The organism is Leucobacter luti (assembly GCF_019464495.1).
GTDB classification, from domain to species: domain Bacteria; phylum Actinomycetota; class Actinomycetes; order Actinomycetales; family Microbacteriaceae; genus Leucobacter; species Leucobacter luti_A.
On the sequence record NZ_CP080492.1, the window covers coordinates 1,933,500 to 1,957,274 of the forward strand.

Genomic DNA, 23,775 nt, shown 5'->3' on the forward strand with positions numbered 1-23,775 from the left:
GTGCTCTCTATGATGCCCGCGGAGCAGCGGTGCACCAATTTCTTCTATTCTGGCATTCCAAAATCGGTTTTGAACACCATAATGGCGAGGAATTTCGCACTTTAGCAATTTCTGGCATACAATCCATTCGGGCTCGGGCTGGTTTCGCGCCCCAGTGGGCCGTCCACCAGAGCAAAGGAGTCTGTGCATGACCGATCCCACCCTCGCCTCCGAATCATCGAGGCCGCGCACCATGAAGCGATCGCTGGGCCTGCCAGCGCTGATCGCTTACGGTCTCACGTCAATGGGCGTGCTCTCCGTCGTCTCGGTCTACGGTCCGGCAACTGCGCTGAGCGACGGCCACCTCCCCGCCGCCTACGTTGCGGCGATCATCATCATGCTGTTCACCGCGCACAGTTACGGGCGCATGGCCGCGCACGTCCCCATCACCGGCGGCGCATACGCCTACGCCACACGCGCATTCGGCCCAGCAACCGGCTTCCTCACTGGCTGGGTCATGATGCTCGACTACCTGTTCCTCCCGATGGTGAACTTCCTCCTGTTCGGGCTCTACTTCAACAGCCTGTTCACGATGATCCCGTCGTGGGTTGGCACGCTCATCTGCATCGCGATCGTGGCGTTCTTGAGCGTCATCGGTGTGAGCTGGATCAAGCGCATGAACTCTGTGGTCATCGTCGCCTCAGTGCTCGTGATCATCGTGTTCCTCACGCTCGCGATCCTGAACGCCCCCGATCTCAGCTTCGAGGCCGTAATGACCCCGCTCTCACTCGGTGAGGGTGGGATCGGGCCGATCTTCGCCGCGGCGGCGATCGTTGCGTTCGCGTTCCTCGGTTTCGACGGTGTCTCAACGCTCGCGGAGGAGACAAAGGATCCCCGCCGCAAAGTGCCGAAGGGGATCGTGCTCTCTACGCTCTTCGCCGGGCTGGGCTACCTCGCGTTCTCGGTCGCCGGCAGCCTCATCGTGCCCGACTGGACACAGCTCGACAACCTCGACGCTGCCGGCACCGAGCTGATGCAACAGGCGGGTGGCGACGTGCTCATGGTCGTATTCGTCATTGTGAACGTTGTCGGTATCGTGCTCTGCGGCACCGCGGCACAGATGAGCGTCAGCCGCGTGCTGTTCGCAATGGGTCGGGACCGGATCCTGCCACCCGTGCTCGCCCGCCTGCACCGGCGCTTCCGCACCCCGTACGTCGCAGCGATCCTCGTTTCTGTGATCGCGCTCGTTGCCCTGTTCATCACGCTGGACCAAGCGGTCTACATGATCAACTTCGGCGCCCTCGTCGCGTTCGCCGTGGTGAACCTCGCCACGATCAAGGTGCTGTTCTTCGACATGCGCTTGCGCAGCGGCTGGGGCCTCGTGCGGCACCTCATCATGCCCACCATCGGTTTCGTATCGATCGCGTGGCTCTGGACCTCACTCGCGCCGTTCACCTACGCCCTCGGCGGGGTGTGGCTCGCGATCGGGATCGCGATCTACGTGGTGCGCCGCAAGCAGTCTGGCGGGCCGCTGGCGCTGCAGATCGACGGCGCCGCCACGGAGACGATGCCGACGCTGCAGTACCAGGACTGACTGGTGCGCCGGCGCCGGTACATGGCGCCGGCGCACCAGGAACGCGAGCTACTCCCCCGCGGGAACACCGGGGAAACAGCTCGGACGCGCTCGATCCGGCCACCGGAGCGAGCGCGTCGCGCTCCGGGTACGCGGCCCGCAGCCGCTCGAACACCAGCTGCCCCGCGCGGCGCAGCGCCGCCATATCCAGGCCGGGGATCGCGCTGTCGCGCAGGACGACGCGCCCCGCCACCATACTGAAGTGGGCGTCACGGCCCGTGCCCGCGAGCGTCAGCGTACGAATCGGATCGTCGATCACCCCCATGCGAAGATCGGCGAGCGAGAACGCGACCAGATCAGCCTGTGCTCCCGGCTCAATCCGGCCGAGATCGGGCCGTCGCAGTGCGGCTGCGCCCCCGAGCGTCGCAGCCGAGACGTACTCGGCGAGCATGCCGCGCCCGAGGTCGCCATGCTGCGCTTTCGACAGCTGCACCCCGGTATCGATCGCGCGGATCAGGTCTGGGGGAACGAATCGCTGCCGAGCGCGATGTTGACGCCCGCGTCGAGGTATTGCGAAAGCCGGTCGAGCCAGAACGCGTAGCGCGCGTTCGTCACCGGGCAGTGCACGATGGACGCGCCAGCAGCAGCAAGCGTCGCGAGGTCGCCGCGATCCTCACCGTGCACTTCGGGGTGCACATCGAGGTACACCCCGTGGGCGAGGATCAGTCGCTCGTTCAGGAGGCCGGTGCGCTCAAGCAGGCCGAGCGGCGTCGTGCCGCGCTCGCGCGACAGGATCCCGCGCTCCGATTCGAGACCCTGCGTGGCGTGGACGCGCACGAGCACGTCGCGCGACGCAGAGAGCTCAGCCGTGCGCCGCAACAGCTCGTCCGTGACTGTCTCAACTCGGCACGGCACGAGCACACCGGTCACGAGCGGATCGGCCAGCTCCTCGACCGTATCGAGAAAGCGGGCAGCACCAGCGAACGCTGCCTCTCCCTGCGCCGCATCCCAGTGGATACCGTGCGATCCGTCGGCGCGCGTGATGTGCACACCGGAGCGATACGACGGGCCGAGGAACACCCGCAGCCCGAGCTCGCTCGCCGTGTGGGCCGTGTCAAGCAGGTCGTCGTGGGTTTCTGCCCACGCGCCGTGCAGCTCCGTCGCAATCGGCATGGCCGTCGTTACTCCGTGCAGCAGCAACTGCACCAGCCCGTAGCGACGCAGGGTCGACCGCTCGGCCGCACTGAGCACCTCTCGCGGTTGCCGTGCGTAGACCTCCGACCACTCCAGACGGGCCTCGTGATCCGGGCTCCACCACGAGTCGAGCAGGAGGTGGTCGATATCGACGAGCCCCTCCAGGTCGATGAGGCCCGGCATGAGCAGGCTCTCACCCAGCTCGATCACCTCGTCGGCCCGCGCCGCGAGTGTCGCACCGCGCTCGCCAGTGGCGACCGCTGCGATCCGGTCGCCGGCGACGAGGACCACTGCGTCCCGCAGCTCGACGAACCCCGGATGCTGCGAGCCTGGAACCGCTGCCGGATCGGCCGCGATCACGTGCGAGGCACGCAGCGCGACGGTGCGGGTGGCAGCGGCCTCAGCATCATCGCCAACGACCGAGCCCCCACTCACGAGGCCAGCTGCTCTCGCCGCTTCGGCTTCCAGCCGGGGCCGGGCACCGCGGCGCGCAGCGCCCGCGTGTACGGGTGCGTCGGGTTCGCCAGCAGCTCCGCGGTGACCCCCTGATCCACCACCGCCCCGTTTTCCATCACGATCATGCGATCGGAGATCTGATTCACGACCGCGAGATCGTGCGAGATGAACAGGTAGCTCACCTGACGCTCAGCCTTGATGTCGGCCAGCAGGTTCAGGATCTGCGCCTGAATCGACACGTCGAGCGCGGCAACGGCCTCGTCGAGCACGATCACCCCGGGGTCTGCGGCGAGCGCACGCGCGATCGCCACGCGCTGCCGCTGCCCACCGGAGAGCTCGCGCGGGTAGCGGTCGAAGAATCGCTTCGGCAGGCCGACCGCATCGAGGATGCCCTGCGCGCGCAGCCGCACCTCACGCGGGCCTGCACCGTGCAGCTTCAGGTTCGACGCGATGACGTCCCCGATCCGCTGCCGCCCGTTCAGTGAGGAGTACGGATCCTGGAACACGTACTGCACCGCCCGCGCGCGGGTGCGGCGATCACGCAGGGAGCGCGGCGCGGCCGTGCAGTCCAGGCCGCCAACCTCGATATGCCCTGAGGACACGCGTTCCAGGCCGACGATCATCCGCGCAACCGTGGTTTTGCCCGATCCGGACTCGCCAACAATGGCGAGGCACTCGTCGGAGCCCAGCTCGAAGCTGACGCCGTCGACCGCGGTGACATCCTCCCCCTTCGTACCGCGGGGTGCTGGAAACACTTTCGTGAGGTCGGTGACGCGCACCAGCGGCGTGCCGGCGGGAGCGGAGTGCGCGTTCGTGTGTGAGGTCACAGTGCGGCCCTCTCCTTCAGCTCGTTGTGCAGTTCCAAGTTGTACTCGAGCACGGGGAGGCGGTCGAGCCGCTCCTCGATACTGGGGCGGGCGCCCAGCAACTCGACCGTGTACGGGTGCGTCGGTGCGTCGTACACGTGTGAACCCTGCTCGACAATCTCCCCGGCGTACATCACCGCGAGCCGATCGCAGCAGGCGTTCGCGAGCTCCAGATCGTGGGTGATGAACAGCAGTGCGAGGCCGCGGGCCCTGCGCTGCTCGTCGATGATCGCCATCACGTCCGACTGCGCGGTGACGTCGAGCGCCGTTGTCGGCTCGTCCGCCAGCAGCAGCTCCGGCTCAGCGAGCAGCACACTTGCGATCATCACGCGCTGCAGCAGACCCCGGACAGCTCGTGCGGGTACTGCTTCAGCCGACGCTCAGCGTGCCGCACCCCGACCTCGTCGAGCAGCTGCACCGCGCGGCGCTCAACATCGGCGCGGGGCAGGCCCCGATCCCGCACCAGTGCCTCTGTGAGGAAGTCCCCAACGGTGTGCACGGGGTTCACGTGGGCGCGCGGATCCTGGAAGATCATCCCAACGTCTGCGGCGCGGAATCGCCGCAGGCGTTCCCGCCCCATGTCGAGCACCGACTCCCCGTTGTACCGGATCGCCCCGGTGGTCTGGAAGCCAGGCGCCAGCATCCGCAGCACCGCGCGCGTGGTGAGCGACTTCCCTGATCCCGACTCTCCGACGAGGCCGAGCGCCTCACCGCGGTCGAGCGTGAGACTCACCCCGTTGAGCAGGTCGAGCCTGCGGTACTTGGTGACCAGACTGGCGTGAAGGTCTGCAATTTCGAGCAGCGGTGCACTCATCGGAGGCTCCTTGCGTTCGAGGCGAGGCGGTCGCCAACAATGGTGATGCTCCACACGATGAGCACGATCGCGAGACCGGCGACGATCGCCTCGGTCGCGTTGCCGCGCAGCAGCGAGTCGAAGCCGCTCTTGACCATCAGGCCGAGATCAGCGGTGGGCGGCTGCACTCCGAGGCCAAGGAACGAGACGGCGGCGAGATCGATGACCGCGAAGCCGAGCGATGACACAGCCTGTGCGACCACGATCGGCTGCACATTGGGCAGGATCTGCTTCACGCTGATCCCCACCCCCGACTGGCCCTGGAGCCACGCGGCCTGCACATAGGGCATGCCGCGCTCCCGCAGCGCAGCGCCACGCACCACGCGGGCGACGTATGGGATGTACCCGATCGAGAGCCCGACCACGACAGTGGGCAGATTCGGCCCGAAGATTGCGACCGCGATCAGCGCAAACACGATTCCGGGCACCGAGAACAGCACATCGAGTACCCACGAGATCACCGTGTCGACGCGGCCTCGATTCCACGCGGCAACGAGCGCGAGCACGGTGCCAACGACGGTCGCGATGAGGATCACGAGCGTGGGTCCGAGCAGCGTGATCCGCGCCCCGAACATCAGGCGCGAGAGCAGGTCCCTGCCGAGCGCATCGGCGCCGAGCAGGTGCTGCGCGCTCGGCCCGGAGAGCGCAGCGAGCAGATCAGGGTAGTCGGGATCATACGGCGCAAGCCACGGCGCCAGCAGCGCTGCGAACACGAACACGGTCAGCACCGCTGCCGCGATAATTCCCGTCGGCCCGAGCTTGCGGCTCAGCCGGGTGAGGCAGCCGGGATCCTGTAGCGCGACGCGGCGGAGTGCGATCTGAGTCGTCGATGGTGCGGTCATTGTGTGCTCCCCAGCTGGATCCGCGGGTCGATGATCGTGTACAGGAAGTCGACGATCGCGTTGATGACCACAAATGCCACGACGAGCACGAGGATCACCGCCTGCACCACCGCGAAGTCGCGCTGCAGGATCGCACGCACGAGCAGCGAGCCGAGGCCGTCAAGCGCGAACACGTTCTCGATCACCACGGCGCCGGCGATCAGCGTCGCCACAGTCAGCCCCAGCACGGTCGTGATCGGGATGAGCGCGTTGCGCAGAATGTGGCGGCGAATGATGAGGCCGGGCCGCAGACCACGTGCGACGGCGGTCTGCACGTGTTCGCGCCCCTCCTCCTCAAGCACCGAGGCGCGCGTGATCCGCGCTTGGTAGGCGGTGCTCGCCACGGCGAGAGCTGTGGCCGGCAGGATCAGGTGCACGAGTGTGTCGATCCCTCCGCTGCCGCTGCCGTTCGTGGGGAACCACCCGAGCCCGACCGCGAACACGCTGATCAGCGCGACACCGATGACAAACGCCGGCGTGGCGAGGCCGAGCGTGGCGAGCGTCGTAACGAGCTGGTCGACCCAGCCGCCGCGCAGCGAGCCCAGCAGCCCGAGGCCGACGCCCACCACCGCAATGATGAGCGTTGCCAGCGCAATGAGCGCAACGGTGGTGCCGACACGGCCACCGATCAGATTTGCAACCGGCTGCCGGTACACCACCGAGTCGCCGAGGTCTCCGCGGAACAGATCGCCCACCCACGCGAAGTAGCGCACGAAGAACGGGTCGTCCAGGTGGTACTGGGCCGTGACCCGCGCGATCTGCTCGGCAGTCCCGCCGCGGGGCCCGAGCACGAAGCTCAGGGGACTCCCCGGGGCGAGATACAGCATACCGAAGACAACGAACGAGGTAATCAGCAGAACGAGCAGCAAGCTCCCCGATCGCCGCAAGAGGAATGCAGGGATGGACACGTGTTACTCCACGCCTCCGATAGTGGCGGCCCACGGGTATCCGAGGTACGCCGAGGACGCCGTGGCGCCTGAGATCTCGGTGTTCTGCACCAGGATGACCGGGAGATCCCCCATGGGCAGCCACGGCAGATCTCGCGTGATCTTCTCCTGCGCCGCGATCGTGTACTCAGCACGCTTGACCGGATCCAGCGTCTTGCGGGCGTCGGTGAGCTCCTGGGCCGCACCGTCGTACTTGATGAAGTTGTTCGTGCTCTCCGGCATGAACGTCGTGTAGACGTCGAGCGGATCCGTCACATTGCCGTAGTAGGTGGTGAAGAAGCCGTCGAGACCCTCGCGCGCCTTCGGGTCGAAGTAGAGGTTACCGAACTGCTCAACCGGGATCACTTTGGTTTCGATCGTGAGGCCGATGGCCTGGCCAGCAGCCTGGATCAGGTTGGCCGTCTGTTCGTGCACTGCGGAGGAGCCCTGCACGCCGAGCACGATCGGAGCGGAGATGTCACCAGCGTCGGCCAGGAGTTCCTTCGCGTGGGCGATGTCCGGCTGCATCTCGTAGCTGTCGAACGCCTCCTGGAACATCGCGCCAGCCTCGTCGTCACCGTAGTAGGCGGGCCCGGTGAGCACCGGCGATGGGATCGCGGCGCCTTGGAACACGACGTCGGCGATCGCCCGGCTGTCGATTGCCGCGAGCAGCGCCTCGCGCACCTTCGGGTTCGAGAAGGTGCCGGTCTCCTGGATCGCGCGCAACGACCAGAAGATGTATGACTTGCCGAAGGTGATGCTCGCGTCGCTGCCCTCGAGTTGGCTCAGGCCAGCGGGCGGCAGGTAGAAGAACTGGCCGTCAACATCGCCGGATCGCAGCGCGTTGACCGCGGTCGACTCGTCCGCAATGAAGCTGAAGGAGAGTTTCTCGACCTTCGGGATCAGCTGCTCATCCCAATAGTTCTCGTTCTTCACCAGGGTGATCGCCTTGCCTGGCTCCCAGCTTTCGAGCTGGAACGGGCCGGTGCACATCATGCCGCCCTGTGGTGTGCCGAATTGCTCGCCCGCCGCCTCGGCCGCGGCCTGCTGCACGATCGCTCCGGCGGCACTCGACATGCCCTGTTCAAACAGGGCGTCAGGCTGTGTCAGCTTCACGGTGACCTGGTTCTCGCCTGATTTCTCAACCGAGGCGACGTTCTGGAAGTAGTCGGTCCAGTAGCTCGCCGTTTCCGGCCCGACCTGGCGGCCGAGCGAGTAGACCACGTCGTCCGCGGTGAGCGGTGTGCCGTCCCAGAACGTCACGCCGGAGCGCAGGGTGTAGACGTACGTCGTGTCATCCGGCGACTCGATCTTCTCCGCGAGCGCGTTCTCGATCGTGAGATCGGGGGTGATGCGGGTAAGTCCCTCGCAGGTGTTGGAATCGACCGTGTTCTCCGCGTAGTTGAAGGAGAGCATCGGGTCGAGCGACATCGGCTCGTACGGCAGGTTCCACGTCACCTCGGCGACCGGGTGTGCGCCAGGCTCCGTGGTGGTGGCGAGGCTGGCCGCATCGATGTCGAACTTCGCGGCGGCGTCACCGCCACCTCCGCCGCCAGGTGCGGCTCCTCCGCCAGCGCAGGCGGTGAGCGTCAGTGCCGCTGCGGCGAGCGCGCCGGTGAGCAGCAGGGTTCGTTTAGTCACGGGGACTCCTTTGTTCCAGTGTGGTGCGGTGGTGGTGCGGGTGTTGGGTGGGTGTTGTGGTGGGTGGTCGTAAGGGTGTGGTGCGGACGGCCGCTCGCGGTTAGCCGGTCACGTCAGCGCCGTGGCGCAGCACGCGCGTCGGCGCCGGGCGGTCCACGACCAGCTGCGCGAGGTTCTGGGCGGCGAACTCCAGCCGGGTTGGCGCCGTGGCGCCCGCCCACTCGGCGAGATCCGGCAGCCCGAGCATCTCTCCGCCAGCCGTCGATGCGATCCGGAACGCCCGCTCCAGCTCAGCGTCGGTCATGGCACCGGTGCGGTAGGCCAGGAGGTGGGCTCGGTCGACCATGCTGCCAGAGCCGAACGGGCTCCAGGTATCGCGCACACCGTCTGACCCGGCGACGAGCCTGACACCGTGCTGCTCGAAGCGATCGATATTCGGCACGGGATCGGGCCCGAGCGCGCAAGTGGCGATCCAGATCCCGGCCTCGGCCACGCAGTCGAGCGTCTCCCCGAGCGACGGGAGCGTCTCGTCGCACAGCGCGAACGCGTGCCCGATCGTGACGCGCCCCTGGCGGCCGCCTGCGACCGTGCGCGCTGCGATTTCGCGGATCTCCGCGAGCCCGTCTTCGCCGCCGTCGTGCAGGTGGATGTCGAGATCCCGTCCGGACTGATCCGCGAGCCCGAAGATCGCGTCGAGGTGTCCATGCAGGTCTCCCTCGATGCCGAGTGGGTCAATCCCTCCGACCAGATCGGCGCCCGCAGTCAGCGCGGCTGCCATGAGATCGAGCGTGCCGGGATCCGTGAGGAGCCCGAACTGGGGGAACGCCACGATCTGCACGGTGAGGTGGGGTGCGAGGCGCTCGGCCGCGGCGCGCACGCCTTCGACGTTGCGCAGCCCCAGCTCGGTGGAGACATCAACGTGCGCGCGCATCGCGAGCGTGCCGTTGGCCAGAGCGTGCTGCATCAGCGCGTAGGAGCGATCCTCGACGCTTGACGGCAGGTCGAACTGGGTCGCGCGATCGTTCTCGATGAGCTCGGTGAGCGAGTGCGCCGGGCGACGCGACATCCACGGGTCGCCCCAGGTGGTCTTGTCCGGGTGGATATGGCTGTCCACGAGGCCCGGGGTCGCGAGCAGGTGGGGATTCGGGAGCACCGTCATGTGAGGCCTTTCTCAGTGAGGTTGCTCGCCCGGCCACAGTTTGGGATGGCGCGAATCAACTCGTCAGACATATGATAACCATACGACCTATCGAATCTGCAAGGATGTGCTTGTGCAACCAATCAACCGACGTTCCCTCGTCGACACTGTCGTCGACGAGCTGAAGCGCGAAATCAGCGCTGGCCGCTGGGTGCCTGGCGATCGGATCCCCTCGGAGGCCGAACTCACCACGACACTCGGCGTCAGCAGGCCCTCCGTGCGCGAGGCGGTCCGCTCGCTCGTACAACTCGGGCTCCTCGAGACCAAACAGGGCGACGGCACCTACGTCATCGCCACCGATCCAACGCAGGTGGCGCTGCGGCGCGCGATTCACTCGGCGGACAGCCGCGAAGTGATCCGGGTGCGGCGCGCGCTCGACGAACTGGCAGCCCGGGAGGCTGCAGAGCATCGCAGCGATACGGAACTTGCGGAGCTCGAGGGGCGACTCACAGAGCGCACTGCGGCCATCGCCGCGGGTGACGCCGAGGCATTCGCCGACGCCGATGTCGCGTATCACCTCGGTATCGCGCACGCCTCGGGCAACCGGCTGCTCGCCGATATCTACGCGAGCTTCGACGCCTCGCTCCGTGAATCAGTGGCAGACGCCTCGTGCCTCGCCCAGCGCAATGATCCCGATCGTGCCGATATGCACGTCGCGCTGTTCCAGGCCATCGCCGCGCAGGATCCGAATCGCGCGGCCGCTGCCGCGCTCGGAGTACTGGAGCAGCAAGAGCGTCTCCTCAATGAGCTCGACTGAGCGGCGCAGGGGGGTCTCAGCCGGTGTCCTGATCCTCGCGATCGGCTTGAGCGTCCGCTTCCCCATCACGTCCGTTTCCCCGCTGCTCGCCGATATCGGCACCGCCTACGGGCTCTCGGCTAGCGGGCTCGCAGCGCTGAGCTCACTTCCCGTACTGATGTTCGGGCTCGCATCACCCTTCGCCCCGCTGCTCGTGCGCCGGTTCGGGCTTTCCCGCGCGGTGACACTGCTCCTCGCGCTGCTCGCACTCGCCACACTCGTGCGCCCGCTCGCGACTCCACTGCTCTTTGCTGGAGTGATCCTTGGCGGAGCTGCGATCGCGCTGCTCGGGATCCTCGCGCCGCAGATCATTCGCCAGGGGCTCGCCCACCGCGGTGGCTTCTGGACCGGGGTGTACACGACGTCGTTCGGAGTCAGCGCGGCAGTCGGCGCAGCGTTCTCCGTCCCCCTGCTGCACGTGCTCGGCGAGAGCGTGTCGGCGGCGCTGATGGCGTGGGCCGTGCCGTTGCTCATCGCACTCGGGCTTGCACTCGGCTTCGGGCCGGGCCTTGCCGCCCCGGCGGGGTCCGAGCAGCTCGCTGCCCCCGTGCCGCGCACTTCGGTGTTTCGTGCACCGGGGATCTGGGCAGTGACCGGGTTCTTCGGATGCCAGGCACTCATCTACTTCGCACTCACCGCGTGGCTCCCGACGATCGCTCTGGATCGCGGCCTCAGCCCGAGCGCGGCAGGCCTGCTGCTCGCTTGGCTCAGTATCGCGGGCCTGCCCGCCTCCCTCGTTGCGCCAACGCTTGCGTCGAAACCGAGGCTGCGCACCCCGCTGATCGTGGGAGTCGCGCTGCTCTCAGCCGCCTCCCTGCTCGGGCTGGCCTACGGCCCGATCGAATTCGCTCCGCTCGTGGTGGCACTGCTCGGAATCGCGCAGAGCGGGGCGTTCGGCCTCGCGATCGCACTCATCGTGTTCACCGCTCCAAGCGCAAGCCAAACGGCGGCGTTCTCCGCGGTGAGTCAGGGCGTGGGCTATGCGTTCGCCGCAGCGGGCCCACTCGTGCTCGGATTGCTGTCGCAGGCGAAAATCGAGTGGTCCGCAATCCTGCTTCTGCTCGTGGGGATTGCAGGTGTCGAGCTGGTATTCGGGGTGGCCGGATCGCGCGCCTCGCAGCGCGGAACGGGGCACTCCCCGGCTGCCGTCACGACCGCCGGGGAGTAAGCGAGCGAAGAGGCCTCCGCCGCGCGGAGTGCGCTGCGCAGCATGCGCAGGCCCAGGCCCAGGCCCAGGCCCAGGCCCAGGCCCAGGCCCAGGCGAGCATAGACTGTGGGCATGGTCGTCTTCGCCGGAATCGTGCTGCTCATCAATGCCGTCTACAACATCGTGGTGTGGCCCCGATTCTGGACGCGAGTGGCTCACGATCCGCGCGCCCGGGATGATCAGGGGCGCGCCACGCGCTTCTTGAAGGTGCACGCGATCCTCATCGGGATCGCACTGCTCATCGCAGTGGTCTCTGCCATCGCCGGCGTCATGCTGCTCCTGCAGCCCTAGTGCTCCGCAGGCTCGCTTTCGGGCTCGACAGTCTCGTGGCGGCCAGAGTCCGTGTGCGTCGCTGGTCCGAGATGCGAGGCTCCGCCCTCGTCCACCCACTCGTGGCCCTCATCGGTGTTGTGAGCTGGGTCCGACTCGTGATCAGTCACACCCCGTCGCTGTTCATTCAACATCGTGTCCTCCCATCCGGATCTCACCACGTCGGATGAGATCACGTGGCCTCAGAATACGCCCGTCGCACTGCCACGGCTACCCCTGGCCGATCTGATTCTCAGCGCGGAATCAGCTCCACGCCTAGGATGGAGGGATGAAGCGGATCCTCACCTACGGCACGTTCGATCTCCTGCACTGGGGTCACATCCGACTGCTGCGGCGTGCCCGTGCCCTCGGCGACTACCTCGTCGTCGCCGCATCGAGCGAAGAGTTCAACGCGGGCAAGGGCAAGAAGACCTACCATGACTTCGAAACCCGCAAGAACATGCTCGAGGCGGTGCGCTACGTCGACCTCGTGATCCCGGAGCACGCGTGGGACCAGAAGATCGGCGACGTGCAGAAGTACGAGATCGACACCGTCGTCATGGGCGGCGATTGGGAGGGCGACCCCCGCTTCGAGGTGCTGCGCGACTACTGCGAGGTGATCTACCTCGACCGCACCGAGGGCGTCTCCACGTCCAAGATCAAAAAAGACCTCGGCGTCAACGCCTAGCCCGCGCCTCGCCCCGGCAGCTCCGCGTCCTCAGTCGGGACGGGATACGACCACGATCTGATCCGCGGTGCGCCCCGGCGCCCTGGCACCCGCTCGCTCCGCACTCGTGCGCGCCGCACCACTAAAGGGCCCCAGTTGGCGGCTTCATCACGCGTGAAGCCAGCAGCTGGGACCCCTCAGGAGTGGGACCGGGCGCGGAGCGCGCTACAGCACCTTCGAGAGAAACGCCTTCGTGCGCTCGCGCTGCGGATTGGAGAGCACCTCGGCGGGCACTCCGGACTCGACGACAACGCCGCCGTCCATGAACACGAGCTTGTCTGCGACCTCACGCGCGAAGCCCATCTCGTGCGTCACGACGATCATCGTCATGCCACTCTGCGCGAGCCCCTTCATCACGTCAAGGACCTCACCGACGAGCTCGGGATCAAGGGCTGACGTGGGCTCGTCGAACAGCATCAGCTTCGGTTCCATTGCCAGCGCGCGAGCGATAGCAACACGCTGCTGCTGCCCACCCGACAGGTGCGCCGGGTAGTAGTCGTGCCGATCAGCGAGACCGACGCGCGCCAACAGGTCCAGCGCACGCGACTTCTGCGTTGCGCGGTCGCCCTTGCGCAGCAGCGTCGGTGCGAGCATCACGTTTTCCAGTGCCGTCATGTGCGGGAACAGGTTGAAGCGCTGGAACACCATTCCGATGTCTCGGCGCTGCTTCGAGGCCTCACGCGGGTGCATCTCGTAGATCTTGTCGCCCTGCTGGCGGTAGCCGACGAGCACGCCGTCCACTGACAGCCGGCCGGCATTGACCGTCTCCAGGTGGTTGATGCAGCGCAGGAACGTCGATTTGCCGGAACCGGAGGGCCCCACGAGGCAGAGCACTTCACCACGCTGCACCTCAAGCGAGATGGACTTCAGCACCAGGTTTGAGCCGAAAGACTTCGAGACGCCCTCGGCCAGCACCATCGGTGTTTCTGTGGCGGTCATAGGATTCCCCCTGATCGACGCGTGGACGGATCATCTTCGACGTAGTCGGGATCGTTCGGACCTACGACGCCAATGACTCCGGTCGCAATGCTCGGCTTCATCACATCAGGCCGCTGCGCGACCCCGCGTCCGAAGTGACGCTCGACGTAATACTGGCCAACCATCAGGATCGATGTGATCACCAGGTACCAGAAGGACGCCACAATCAGCATGGGCACCGGCTGGTAAGTGACAGACGCGATGTCTCGGGTACGCGTGTACAACTCGAGCGTGAACGGCACGGCGGTGACCAGCGATGTGGTCTTGAGCATGGAGATCAGCTCGTTGCCCGTCGGCGGGATGATCACGCGCATTGCCTGCGGCAACACGACGCGGGTCATCGTGTGCCACCAGCCAAGGCCGAGCGCTACTGCCGCTTCGTCCTGGCCCTTGTCGACCGACAGGAGGCCGGCGCGCACGATCTCAGCCATGTACGCGGCCTCATTCAGCGCGAGGCCGATCACGGCGAGGGCGAAGTAGCTGAGCAGATCCTTGGTCGTGAGTGAGACCACGGCCTCGGTGAACGGGATGCCCAGGTCGATCGTCTTGTAGACGACCGGCACCATGCCCCAGAACACCAGCTGGACGTACACCGGAGTACCGCGGAACACCCAGAGGTAGACCCAGGACACCGCACGCACCACGGGGTTTGGTGAGAGTCGCATGATGGCGAGCGTGACGCCCAGCACCACGGCGATGATCATCGCGTAGATGGTCAGTTGGAGCGTGTACCCGATCGCCGAGATGACGCGGGTATCGAAGAGGTATTTGCCGACCTCGCCCCAGTTGTACACCGGGCGATTGAAGGCGGCATCATAAATGAACAGTACCGCGATGACAGCAAGAACGACCGCGAAGACGGTGCGCCACGGGTGGCGCAACCGAATCGCTTCAATCGCCTGCGGGTCGATCTCGGCCTCGGGCTGCGGGGCGGGTCGCCCCGCAGCGCCGGGGGTGGTTTCGGACATGACCCTGTCGCGTCCTCGGTTAGTTCTCGCCGGCGTTGACGGTTGCTTCCGTCAGCGCGCCCGACTCGATACCAGCGTCCGTGAGGATCTCGAGGTAGGTGCCGTCCTTGATGAGCGACTCAAGCGCAGCCTGCACGGCCTTCGTCATCTCGCTGTCCTTCTGCGTCGCGAATCCATACGGAGCCGCGTCGAACACCTCGCCGACCGTCTCGAGCTTGCCGTCAAGCTTGCTCACTGCGTCGCCCGTGACCGGCAGGTCAGCGGAGAACGCGTCCGCCTGGCCCTGGACCACGGCGTTGGTGACCTCTGGCTGGCCGTCGAACGGCAGGATCTCGATGGCTTCCTTGCCAGCGTCGGTGCATGCCTTGGTCTTTGCGGGGAGTTCGTCGGTGTGCTGCACGGTGCCGGCCTGCACTGCGACCGTGAGGCCACATGCATTGTCGGGGTCAACATCGGAGCCAACGGGCGCTGCCCACAGGCTGCCTGCGTTGAGGAAGTTCACGAAGTCAACCGACTTCTGACGCTCAACCGTGTCGGTGAACGACGATGAGCCCATGTCGAGTGCACCCTCCTGGATGCGAGGAATGATGCTGTCGAAGCCGAGAATCTCCCACTCGGGGGTCAGCCCCAGCTTGGATGACACGGCCTCAGCGAGGTCGACGCCCCAGCCAACCGGGTTGCCGTCGTTGTCCTTGTACTCGTTGGGCGGGTACTCGGCGTCGGTGCCGATCCGGAGCACACCAGCGTCCTTGATCTCCGCGGGGAGCAGCGCAACCGCTGCTTCATCTGCCGTAATCGAGGCCGAGGGCGTTTCTTCCTTCGGCGTGTCAGTGGCGCCATCGGCGTTGGTGCACCCGGTGAGGGTGAGCAGTGCGGCTGCGGCGAGCGCGGGAATCGCGTAACGAATCTTCATTGATTTCTCCAATGTGGAACCAGGTCAAGTCTCCCTGTGAGCTGACATGGCTACGGTGCTGCGTGTCGGTCTGAGTGTACTGTGCAGGGAAGTCCGAATGATTACAGGGTCTCTACCAGGCTCCATAGTGGATCTGGTGCCAGGTCGAGATGGCACCCATCCTATCGAGGAAATCGCGCGGTTCAGCCAATTTTGCGTCGCATTCCCGGCACATAACATTCCGGTTAAGCGCGCGTCATTCCGTGCCATTCGAGGTCTCCAGCTCCAAGCGGTAGCCCATCCCCGGCTCGGTCAGCAGATGCCGCGGAGCACGCGCATCGCGCTCGAGCTTCTTCCTCAACTGCGACATATAGAGCCTGAGGTACCCGGTGTCCGTGACGTGATCGGTGCCCCAAATATGGGTCAACAACGTCTGCCGCGTCACGAGCCGCCCTGCGTTGCGCACCAGCAGGTCGATCATCTGCCACTCAGTCGGCGTGAGCCGAATCTGGCGTCTCCCACCCCCAGAAGCATCAACGACGCTGCGGGCCGCAAGATCAATCGTGATCTCCCCGAGCGCAACGGTGAGCGGCTCGGGTTCCTCGCTCTGCGATTGCCGGGGAAGTCTTCGCGTCAGCGCGCGCACGCGGGCGAGGAGTTCCTCCACCGAGAACGGCTTCGTCAGGTAGTCATCGGCCCCCGCATCGAGCGCCTCCACTTTGTCGACGGTGCCCGCCCGGCCCGACACCACCAGAATCGGTGCCTGCGACCAGCCCCGCACTGCGTGGATCACCTCGACACCATCGAGGTTCGGCATCCCGAGGTCGAGGATCAGAAGGTCGGGGTGGTGCGCTATTGCCGCAGTGATCGCCTCGGCACCGTCGGTCGCGGTCAGGATCTCATAGCCCTGCGAGGTCAGGGTGATGCGCAGCGCGCGGAGCAACTGCGGATCATCATCGGCAATGAGCAGTTTCACTCGCTGGCCTCCTCGGGTGGTATCGGACGCGGCTCAGAACCATCAGTTCCCGGTTCACAATCACCACGCTCCGACGCGCCGCCAGCAAGTGTGGGATCGACCGCCAGCAGCGCCACGACCATCGTGAGTCCGCCTCCAGGGGTGTCCTCCGGTTCCAGTGTGCCACCCATCGCCTCGACGAAGCCCTTCGAGAGTGCCAGGCCGAGCCCCAGTCCGGTGCTGTTGTCGGTGTCCCCGAGTCGCTGGAATGGAACGAAGACCTCGCCCCGGCGATCCGGCGCAATTCCGGGCCCGTGGTCAATCACGCGCAGTTCAACGCGATCCGCGAAAGTGCTCGTTGCAATCAGCACCGTAGTGCCCGGAGGCGCAAAGCGACAGGCGTTCGCGAGCAGGTTCACGAGCACGCGCTGCAACAGCACGGGATCCGCGGAGGCGAGCCGCTCTCCGTGACCCAGCGCCAGCGAAACCTCCGCCGGTCCCAAACCGAGTTCGTCAAGAGCTGGCCCGATCGCGTCCGCTGGATCGAGTGGGGTGGTGTCGATCGCCATCGCGTCGGCCTGCAGCCTGCTGACATCCAGGAGATCGGTCACGAGCCCTGTGAGCGCCGTGAGGCTCTCGTCGGCGGTCTCCAGGAGATCCCGCCGATCCTTGGGTGACATCGCGGTGCCGGCCGCACGGAGACCACCGATGGCCGTGGTGGCCGCCGCGAGGGGCGCCGCAGGTCATGGCTGAGCGCTGAGAGCAGGGCGCCGCGCACACGATCCGAGGCCGCGATCGGCTCAATCTCACTCGCGGTTTCGGCGAGGTGCTGGTGCTCGAGTGCGGCGTCGAGCTGTGCGACGATGACCGCGAGAAGCCGTTGTTCGGAGGCAGGCAGGTCAGTTCCGTACAGCTCAAGCTCCGCGTTCTGCCCCACCCTGATGCGGCGGGCGAGATCCTGCCCCCGCGTCCCCGCCGACGCGATCACCACGTCGGCTTCCACGAGCCGCGCACCCGCCAGGGAGAACGCCTCGCACAGGCGATCCACGAGCGCTTGGACGGCGTTGTCACCGCGGAGCACGCTGCCCGCGACAGTCTGGATCAGCTCGGACTCGGCCGCTGCTCTCCGGGCGGTGCGGGCGGTGCGGCGGCCCGATCCACCACATAACTCACGAGCGCCGCGATCGTCATGTAGAGCAGCAGGGCGACCACGTGCAGGGGTCCGTGATCGTCACCGTGAATAGGGGGCGATGAACAGGAAGTCGAGGGTCAGCCCCGACAGGATTGCCGCGAACAGCGCGGGCCAGAGCCCGCCGACGAGCGCCACGATCACCACCAGGAGCTGGTAGCTGAGCACGTCACCGGTGATCGACTCCTGGCTGCGCATGGCGTACAGCACCCAGGTGAGCAGCGGACCACCGCCGAGCGCGAGCAGGAATCCGGCGAGGCGGCGGCGGCCGCTCAGGCCGCCCCCGAGTCGCGGCAGCGTGCGTGTCGCGCCTGCGGCTGCATGCGTCACAATGTGCACGTCGATATCGCCGGACTCTCGGATCACCGTCGAGCCGATCCCCGGCCCGGTGAATGCCGCGGCGAGGCGGCCCCGCCGGCTTGCCCCGAGTACCAGCTGCGTCGCGTTGTGCGAACGAGCGAACTCCACGAGCGCAGTGGGAATGTCGGAGCCGAGGACCTGGTGATAACTGCCGCCGAGCTGTTCCGCAAGCGCGCGCTGCTGCGCAAGTGCCGCAGGATTGCCGCTGCGGAGCCCGTCTGGACTCGTCACATGCACGGCGACGAGGGCACCAGCCGCCGCGCGCGCCGCGATTCTTGCACCACGCCGTAAGAGGGTCTCCCCTCCGGCCCACCGGTGAGTGCGACCACCACTCGCTCGCGCGCCTCCCACGTGCGGTCGATCCCGTGCTCGCTCCGATAGTTCGTGAGCGCCTGATCCACCTCGTCTGCGAGCCACAGCAGCGCGAGCTCACGCAGCGCGGTGAGGTTTCCGAGCCGAAAGTAGTTGGAGAGCGCCGCATCGATTCGCTCCGCGGGGTAGACGACGCCGCCTGCGAGGCGATCCCGCAGCGCCTGTGGCGCGAGGTCGATTACCTCGATCTGATCGGCCTCACGCAGGAACCGATCCGGCACCGTCTCCCGCTGCGGCACTCCAGTGATCTGTTCGACCACGTCATTCACCGAGGCAATGTGCTGGATGTTCAGCGTCGACAGCACATCGATCCCGGCTGCCAGGAGCTCCGCGACGTCCTGCCACCGCTTTTCGTTGCGGGATCCTGCAGCGTTCGTATGGGCGAGCTCATCGACGAGCGCGAGGCCTGGCCGGCGTTCGAGCACGGCGTCAAGATCCATCTCCTCGAGCGCAACCCCTCGGTGTGACACTGTGCGCCTCGGCAGCGCGGGGATCCCAGCGGTCATCGCGGCAGTGGCCGTGCGGCCATGAGTCTCGACGACCGCGATCACCACGTCTTCACCAGCCCCGAGCAGCCGCCGCCCGTCCTCCAGCATCGCGTAGGTCTTGCCCACGCCGGGGCGGCACCGAGCAGCACTCGCAATCGCCCCCGTGCCGTCATGCCGTACCCTCACTCTCGTCAAGGTCCAGGTTAAGCCGTAGCACGTTGACCCGGCGGTCACCGAGCACTCCAAGATCCGGAGCCTCGGTGTGCTGCCACGAGCGCGGCGACCTCCGCCGCGGGGATCCCACGTGCGGCTGCCACTCGCGCGACCTGCAGGGCAGCGTACTCCGGGCTGATGTGCGGGTCGGGCCGGAGCTCGATGCGGTGACGGCGTCAGCGGGGATCACCGACTCCGGAACGCCGTCACGGAGCGCGATCTCGGCCCTGCGCGCCGCGATCGCCGCGATCAGCTCGGGATGTTCCGGCCCCAGTTACTGCCGGAGGAGGCCCCCGCATCGTAGCCGTCACCCGCGGCAGAGGGTCGCGACTGGAAGTACTCCGGCAGGGCTGCCCCATCAGCATCGGTGAACGATTGTCCAATCAGCGCGGAGCCGATGACGTCGCCATCTGAGGTGGTCACGGTGGAGCCGTTCGCCTGCGCCGGAAGCGCGAGCTGCCCGATGCCCGTGACGAGAGCGGTGTAGCCGAGGCCGAGCACGAGCGTGCAGGCGAGGAGTGCCCGGATGGACACCCACACAGTCTTTCCCGCGGTGCGCGTTGCTGTGTTCATCATGTGTGTTCCTATTCGGTCGAATTGAGTGCTGCAGAGGTGCAGGGTGCCTAAAACCCGGGAATCAGGCGCACGAGCAGATCGATCAGCCCGATTCCGATGAACGGCGTGATGATGCCGCCGAGTCCGTAGATCGCCAGGTTGCGCCCGAGCAGCTGCGCTGCAGTTGCCGGGCGGTAGCGGACACCGCGCAGCGCGAGCGGCACGAGAAACACGATCACGATCGCATTGAAGATCACCGCAGAGAGCACGGCGGAGGCTGGCGAGTGCAGCCCCATGATGTTCAGCACGGCGAGGCCAGGAAACGCTCCCATGAACAGGGCCGGGATGATCGCGAAGTACTTGGCAACGTCGTTCGCGATCGAGAATGTCGTGAGCGCGCCGCGGGTGATCAGCAATTGCTTGCCGATCGCCACGATATCGATGAGCTTTGTCGGGTCCGAATCAAGGTCAACCATATTGCCGGCTTCTTTCGCGGCAGAGGTGCCCGTGTTCATCGCCACCCCGACATCGGCCTGCGCGAGCGCGGGAGCATCGTTGGTGCCGTCGCCGGTCATGGCCACGAGCCGGCCGCCCTCCTGCTCCGCGCGGATATAGGCCAGCTTGTCTTCCGGCGTGGCCTCCGCCAGGAAGTCATCGACTCCGGCCTCGTGCGCGATCGCTGCGGCAGTCAGGGGGTTGTCTCCCGTCACCATAACGGTGCGGATCCCCATCGCACGGAGCTCACGGAACCGGTCGGTGAGCCCCTCCTTCACCACATCCTTCAGGTGGATCACCCCAGCAGGTGTGCCGTACCGTCAGCGCGTTTCTCCGCGACAACGAGCGGAGTGCCACCGGACTGCGAGATCCGCTCGACCACGGCGCGCAACTCAGCCGCTGCGCCATCCGGGATCGGCTCGCCGCACGCTTCGAGCCACGCGGCCACCGCCGATCCCGCCCCTTGCGCAGCTGCGATCCATCGGGGAAATCGAGCCCCGACATCCGAGTCTGCGCCGTGAACGGCACAATGACGGCGGCCGGATCAGCGTCAAGCTGCACACCTTCCATGCGGGCGAAATCGACAATCGAAGTGCCCTCTGGCGTCGGATCCGCGAGCGAGGAGCGTGCCGCGGCCCTGGCAAACTCAGTCTCGTCCACGCCTCCCATGCGCACGAACGCACTTGCGCGGCGATTGCCGTAGGTGATCGTGCCGGTCTTGTCGAGCAGCAGTGTGGTGACGTCGCCGGCCGCCTCGACCGCGCGACCGGACATCGCGAGCACGTTGCGTTGCACGAGGCGATCCATCCCAGCGATCCCGATCGCCGAGAGCAACGCGCCGATCGTCGTCGGGATCAGGCACACCAGCAGCGCGACGAGCACCGTGATGCTGACCGGGGCCGCCGCGAATGAGGCGATCGGGCCGAGTGTCAGCGTGACTGTCACGAACACGATGGAGAGCGCAGCGAGCAGAATATTGAGGGCGATCTCGTTCGGCGTGCGCTGGCGTGCCGCGCCCTCGACAAGTGCGATCATGCGATCGACAAAGGTCTCCCCCGGCTTCGACGTGATTTGCACCACGACGCGATCCGAGAGGATGCGCGTGCCGCCAGTGACCGCCGAGCGATCGCCACCAGCTTCGCGCACGACCGGCGCGGACTCGCCGGTGATCGCCGATTCGTCGACCGAAGCGATACCCCAGACGATGTCGCCATCGCCAGGCACTGGCTCGCCTGCCGAGATCACGACCACGTCGCCCAGTCGCAGCTCAGACGAGGCCACCTCTTCGAGCGTTGTGTGCCCTGCGGCAGGATCCGCCGTGGCGTCATAGTCCGTGACCCGGTGCGCGATCGTGCGCGTGCGGGTCTGACGGAGTGAGTTTGCCTGGGCCTTGCCCCGACCCTCCGCGATGGACTCTGCGAGATTGGCAAACAGCACCGTGAGCCAGAGCCACACCGCGATCGTCGCCGTGAACGGCCAGGGCACCGGCGTGCCACCCGAGGCCTGCGGCCCGCCGAGAAACGGCTCGGCGATGGCGAGCGCCGTGGTGAGGGCAGCGCCGACCCACACGATGAGCATCACCGGGTTGCGGACCTGGTCACGCGGCCGGAGTTTGCGGAACGAGTCAGGCAACGCCCGACGTATTTGCGCCCACGTGAGCGTGGTGCGTGGCCGAGCGGCGGCGCGCACGGCTGCCGCTTGTTCGGCGGCCTCCCGCGCTGCCTGGTCGGGAGAGTGAGTGAGTGTGGACATAGTTACATCAGCCCTTCAGCCAGGGGACCCAGCGTCAGAATGGGGAAGAAGACAAGCGCGGTGACAAGCACCGCGGTGCCGGCCATGAGACCGACAAACAACGGGCGATGCGTCTGCAGAGTGCCGGAGGTCGCTGGCACCGTATCCTGCGCAGCGAGCGAGCCCGCGAGCGCCAGCACGAGCGCGATCGGAACGAACCGGCCGAGGAGCATGGCAATACCGATCGTCGCGGTAAACCACGGGGTACTCGCGGTCAGACCGGCGAAGGCGGACCCGTTGTTGTTCGCACCGGACGCAAATGCGTAAATCACCTCGGAGAGCCCGTGCACACCGGGGTTCCAGATCGACTCGTTCACGACGCTGTCGCGCACCCCCGGCAGAGTGAAGCTCAGCGCGGTGCCGACGAGCACGAGCACCGGCATTACAAGGATGTACAGGCTCGCAAGCTTCATCTCGCGCGGGCCGATCTTCTTTCCGAGGTACTCCGGCGTACGGCCGACGAGCAGGCCGGCGATAAAGACGGCAATGATCGCGATGATCAGCATGCCGTAGAGGCCCGATCCGACGCCGCCGGGTGCGATCTCTCCCAGCATCATGTTCAGCATTGGCATCATGCCGCCCAGCGCCGTGAAAGAATCGTGCATCGCGTTGACGGCGCCCGTCGAGGTGAGCGTCGAGGCAGAGCCGAAGATCGTTGACCCCACGATCCCGAACCGCAATTCCTTGCCCTCGAGCGCACCGCCAGCGAGCGCGGGAGCCGTGCCGGCGCCTGCCAGCTCGAATGCCGTGAGCGCGGTCACTGAGACGAGTGCCAGCGACGCCATGACGGCGAGGATCGCGAGCCCCTGGCGGCGGTCTCCGACGAGCGTGCCGAGCGTGCGTGGGAGCGCGAAGGGAATCAGCAGGATCAGGAGCACCTGCACGAGGTTCGTCCACCCCGTCGGGTTCTCGAATGGGTGCGAGGAATTCGCGTTGAAGAATCCGCCGCCGTTCGTGCCGAGCAGTTTGATCACTTCCTGGGAGGCAACCGGCCCGCCCGGCACCTGCTGCGTGCCGCCGCTGAGCGTGGAGAGCTCCGTGAAGCCAGCGAAGTTTTGCACCACTCCGCCCGCGATCAACACGAGCGCACCGAGCAGTGAGATGGGAAGGAGGATCCGGAATGATCCGCGGATCAGGTCGACCCAGAAGTTGCCGATCGTGCCGGAACGACGGTACGCAAAGCCGCGCACCAGCGCGATCGCCACCGCGATCCCGGTCGCCGCCGACACGAAATTCTGCACGGCGAGGCCTGCGAGCTGCACCGTGTAGCCGACGGTCAACTCAGGAGAGTAAGCCTGCCAGTTCGTATTCGCGACAAAAGAGATCGCGGTGTTGAACGCGACGCCTTCGGGAACCGGCGGCAGGCCGAGCGAGTACGGGAGCCACTGCTGTGTCCGCTGCAGCAGGTAGAGCATGAGGACGCCCACGAGGGAGAACGCGAGCACCGCACGCAGATAGGCCTGCCAGGACTGTTCGCTGCGCGGGTCCACTCCGATGACTCGGTACAGGAGCCGCTCAACGGCCCAGTCTTTTCCGCTCGTGTATACCCAGGCCATGTAGTCGCCGAGGGGGCGATAGGTGATGGCGAGCACCAGAACAATCGTGGCCACGGTGGCAAGAAATGCGACCCAGGCCATCAGAACCGCTCCGGCTTCACGAGCGCGAACACGAGGTAGGCGATGGCTGCGAGGCCGAGCACTACGGCGAGGGTTTCGAAGACGATCACAGCTTGTCCACCGCCTTGCCGATCAGCGCGACGAGCGCGAAAAGGACGAGCGCGCCGAGAATGTAGACGACGTCGAGCACGAGGAGCTCCGTTCACAGGACCGCCGCGGGCGTGGCCCGCGGAGCACCCTGACCGGGTGCTCCTGTCAGTGCACCACGCTGCGCAGTCACCGATTCGGGGCCCTCAC

20 protein-coding genes and 4 pseudogenes are annotated in these 23,775 nt (G+C 66.5%); 5 read left to right on the top strand and 19 right to left on the bottom strand.

Annotated features, from left to right (window positions below):
• Positions 1–187: 187 nt before the first annotated feature.
• A complete protein-coding gene (locus K1X41_RS08695) occupies positions 188–1,573 on the top strand; it encodes an APC family permease (protein WP_133616292.1) in 1,386 nt (461 codons plus the stop codon).
• A 277-nt stretch (positions 1,574–1,850) separates the two neighbouring features.
• Here the strand turns inward: K1X41_RS08695 and K1X41_RS15570 are convergent.
• The 9 genes and pseudogenes from K1X41_RS15570 to K1X41_RS08730 form a co-directional block, all read right to left on the bottom strand.
• A pseudogene (locus K1X41_RS15570) lies at positions 1,851–2,045 on the bottom strand (amidohydrolase family protein); the annotation flags it as partial.
• A 20-nt stretch (positions 2,046–2,065) separates the two neighbouring features.
• Positions 2,066–3,181, bottom strand: a complete 1,116-nt coding sequence (locus K1X41_RS08700) for an amidohydrolase family protein (protein WP_220174398.1) — start codon at positions 3,179–3,181, stop codon at positions 2,066–2,068.
• Positions 3,178–4,029 carry an ATP-binding cassette domain-containing protein gene (locus tag K1X41_RS08705; RefSeq protein WP_220174399.1) on the bottom strand — a complete coding sequence of 284 codons (852 nt, stop codon included), beginning with the start codon at positions 4,027–4,029 and terminating at the stop codon, positions 3,178–3,180. The genes K1X41_RS08700 and K1X41_RS08705 overlap by 4 nt, the downstream gene beginning before the upstream one ends.
• Positions 4,026–4,397, bottom strand: coding sequence for an ABC transporter ATP-binding protein (locus K1X41_RS15575; RefSeq protein WP_258566396.1), 372 nt, complete (start codon positions 4,395–4,397; stop codon positions 4,026–4,028). Before K1X41_RS15575 ends, K1X41_RS08705 begins: the two co-directional genes overlap by 4 nt.
• Positions 4,394–4,882: an ATP-binding cassette domain-containing protein gene (locus tag K1X41_RS15580; protein ID WP_258566397.1), complete on the bottom strand. Its 489-nt coding sequence runs from the start codon at positions 4,880–4,882 to the stop codon at positions 4,394–4,396. Before K1X41_RS15580 ends, K1X41_RS15575 begins: the two co-directional genes overlap by 4 nt.
• A complete protein-coding gene (locus K1X41_RS08715) occupies positions 4,879–5,763 on the bottom strand; it encodes an ABC transporter permease (protein ID WP_220174400.1) in 885 nt (294 codons plus the stop codon). The genes K1X41_RS15580 and K1X41_RS08715 overlap by 4 nt, the downstream gene beginning before the upstream one ends.
• On the bottom strand, positions 5,760–6,710 hold the full coding sequence (locus K1X41_RS08720; protein ID WP_243642931.1) for an ABC transporter permease: 951 nt from the start codon (positions 6,708–6,710) through the stop codon (positions 5,760–5,762). The genes K1X41_RS08715 and K1X41_RS08720 overlap by 4 nt, the downstream gene beginning before the upstream one ends.
• 3 nt (positions 6,711–6,713) lie before the next feature.
• Positions 6,714–8,369, bottom strand: coding sequence for an ABC transporter substrate-binding protein (locus K1X41_RS08725; protein ID WP_220174401.1), 1,656 nt, complete (start codon positions 8,367–8,369; stop codon positions 6,714–6,716).
• Between the two features lie 100 nt (positions 8,370–8,469).
• Positions 8,470–9,528: an amidohydrolase family protein gene (locus K1X41_RS08730; RefSeq protein ID WP_220174402.1), complete on the bottom strand. Its 1,059-nt coding sequence runs from the start codon at positions 9,526–9,528 to the stop codon at positions 8,470–8,472.
• A 112-nt stretch (positions 9,529–9,640) separates the two neighbouring features.
• Here K1X41_RS08730 and K1X41_RS08735 point away from each other — a divergent pair, with 112 nt between their 5' ends.
• From K1X41_RS08735 to K1X41_RS08745, 3 genes are all read left to right on the top strand, one after another.
• On the top strand, positions 9,641–10,324 hold the full coding sequence (locus K1X41_RS08735) for a FadR/GntR family transcriptional regulator (protein WP_220174403.1): 684 nt from the start codon (positions 9,641–9,643) through the stop codon (positions 10,322–10,324).
• Positions 10,311–11,531: an MFS transporter gene (locus K1X41_RS08740; protein WP_220174404.1), complete on the top strand. Its 1,221-nt coding sequence runs from the start codon at positions 10,311–10,313 to the stop codon at positions 11,529–11,531. The genes K1X41_RS08735 and K1X41_RS08740 overlap by 14 nt, the downstream gene beginning before the upstream one ends.
• A gap of 111 nt (positions 11,532–11,642) precedes the next feature.
• On the top strand, positions 11,643–11,861 hold the full coding sequence (locus K1X41_RS08745) for an SCO4848 family membrane protein (protein ID WP_220174405.1): 219 nt from the start codon (positions 11,643–11,645) through the stop codon (positions 11,859–11,861).
• On the opposite strand, the gene K1X41_RS08750 is transcribed toward K1X41_RS08745, so the two are convergent.
• On the bottom strand, positions 11,858–12,034 hold the full coding sequence (locus tag K1X41_RS08750) for a hypothetical protein (protein ID WP_220174406.1): 177 nt from the start codon (positions 12,032–12,034) through the stop codon (positions 11,858–11,860). The genes K1X41_RS08745 and K1X41_RS08750 overlap by 4 nt on opposite strands.
• A gap of 134 nt (positions 12,035–12,168) precedes the next feature.
• Here K1X41_RS08750 and tagD point away from each other — a divergent pair, with 134 nt between their 5' ends.
• A complete protein-coding gene (gene tagD, locus K1X41_RS08755) occupies positions 12,169–12,567 on the top strand; it encodes a glycerol-3-phosphate cytidylyltransferase (RefSeq protein WP_220174407.1) in 399 nt (132 codons plus the stop codon).
• 204 nt (positions 12,568–12,771) lie between these two features.
• Here the strand turns inward: tagD and K1X41_RS08760 are convergent, their stop codons facing one another.
• From K1X41_RS08760 to K1X41_RS08800, 9 genes and pseudogenes are all read right to left on the bottom strand, one after another.
• On the bottom strand, positions 12,772–13,545 hold the full coding sequence (locus tag K1X41_RS08760; protein WP_132205703.1) for an amino acid ABC transporter ATP-binding protein: 774 nt from the start codon (positions 13,543–13,545) through the stop codon (positions 12,772–12,774).
• Positions 13,542–14,552 carry an amino acid ABC transporter permease gene (locus tag K1X41_RS08765; RefSeq protein WP_132205701.1) on the bottom strand — a complete coding sequence of 337 codons (1,011 nt, stop codon included), beginning with the start codon at positions 14,550–14,552 and terminating at the stop codon, positions 13,542–13,544. The genes K1X41_RS08760 and K1X41_RS08765 overlap by 4 nt, the downstream gene beginning before the upstream one ends.
• 19 nt (positions 14,553–14,571) lie before the next feature.
• Positions 14,572–15,465 (bottom strand): ABC transporter substrate-binding protein, encoded by an 894-nt coding sequence (locus tag K1X41_RS08770; RefSeq protein ID WP_132205699.1) that lies wholly within the window; start codon positions 15,463–15,465, stop codon positions 14,572–14,574.
• Positions 15,466–15,700: 235 nt separating this feature from the next.
• Complete coding sequence (locus K1X41_RS08775) at positions 15,701–16,420, bottom strand: response regulator (RefSeq protein WP_220174408.1); 720 nt, start codon at positions 16,418–16,420, stop codon at positions 15,701–15,703.
• Positions 16,417–18,981, bottom strand: a pseudogene (locus K1X41_RS16110) (sensor histidine kinase). The gene K1X41_RS08775 and the pseudogene K1X41_RS16110 overlap by 4 nt, the downstream one beginning before the upstream one ends.
• Positions 18,978–19,594, bottom strand: a pseudogene (gene kdpC / locus K1X41_RS08785) (potassium-transporting ATPase subunit KdpC). The pseudogenes K1X41_RS16110 and kdpC overlap by 4 nt, the downstream one beginning before the upstream one ends.
• 50 nt (positions 19,595–19,644) lie before the next feature.
• A pseudogene (gene kdpB / locus K1X41_RS08790) lies at positions 19,645–21,823 on the bottom strand (potassium-transporting ATPase subunit KdpB).
• A gap of 2 nt (positions 21,824–21,825) precedes the next feature.
• Positions 21,826–23,499, bottom strand: coding sequence for a potassium-transporting ATPase subunit KdpA (gene kdpA / locus K1X41_RS08795; RefSeq protein ID WP_133616303.1), 1,674 nt, complete (start codon positions 23,497–23,499; stop codon positions 21,826–21,828).
• Positions 23,499–23,588 carry a potassium-transporting ATPase subunit F gene (locus K1X41_RS08800; protein ID WP_132205687.1) on the bottom strand — a complete coding sequence of 30 codons (90 nt, stop codon included), beginning with the start codon at positions 23,586–23,588 and terminating at the stop codon, positions 23,499–23,501. Before K1X41_RS08800 ends, kdpA begins: the two co-directional genes overlap by 1 nt.
• Between the last annotated feature and the right edge of the window lie 187 nt (positions 23,589–23,775).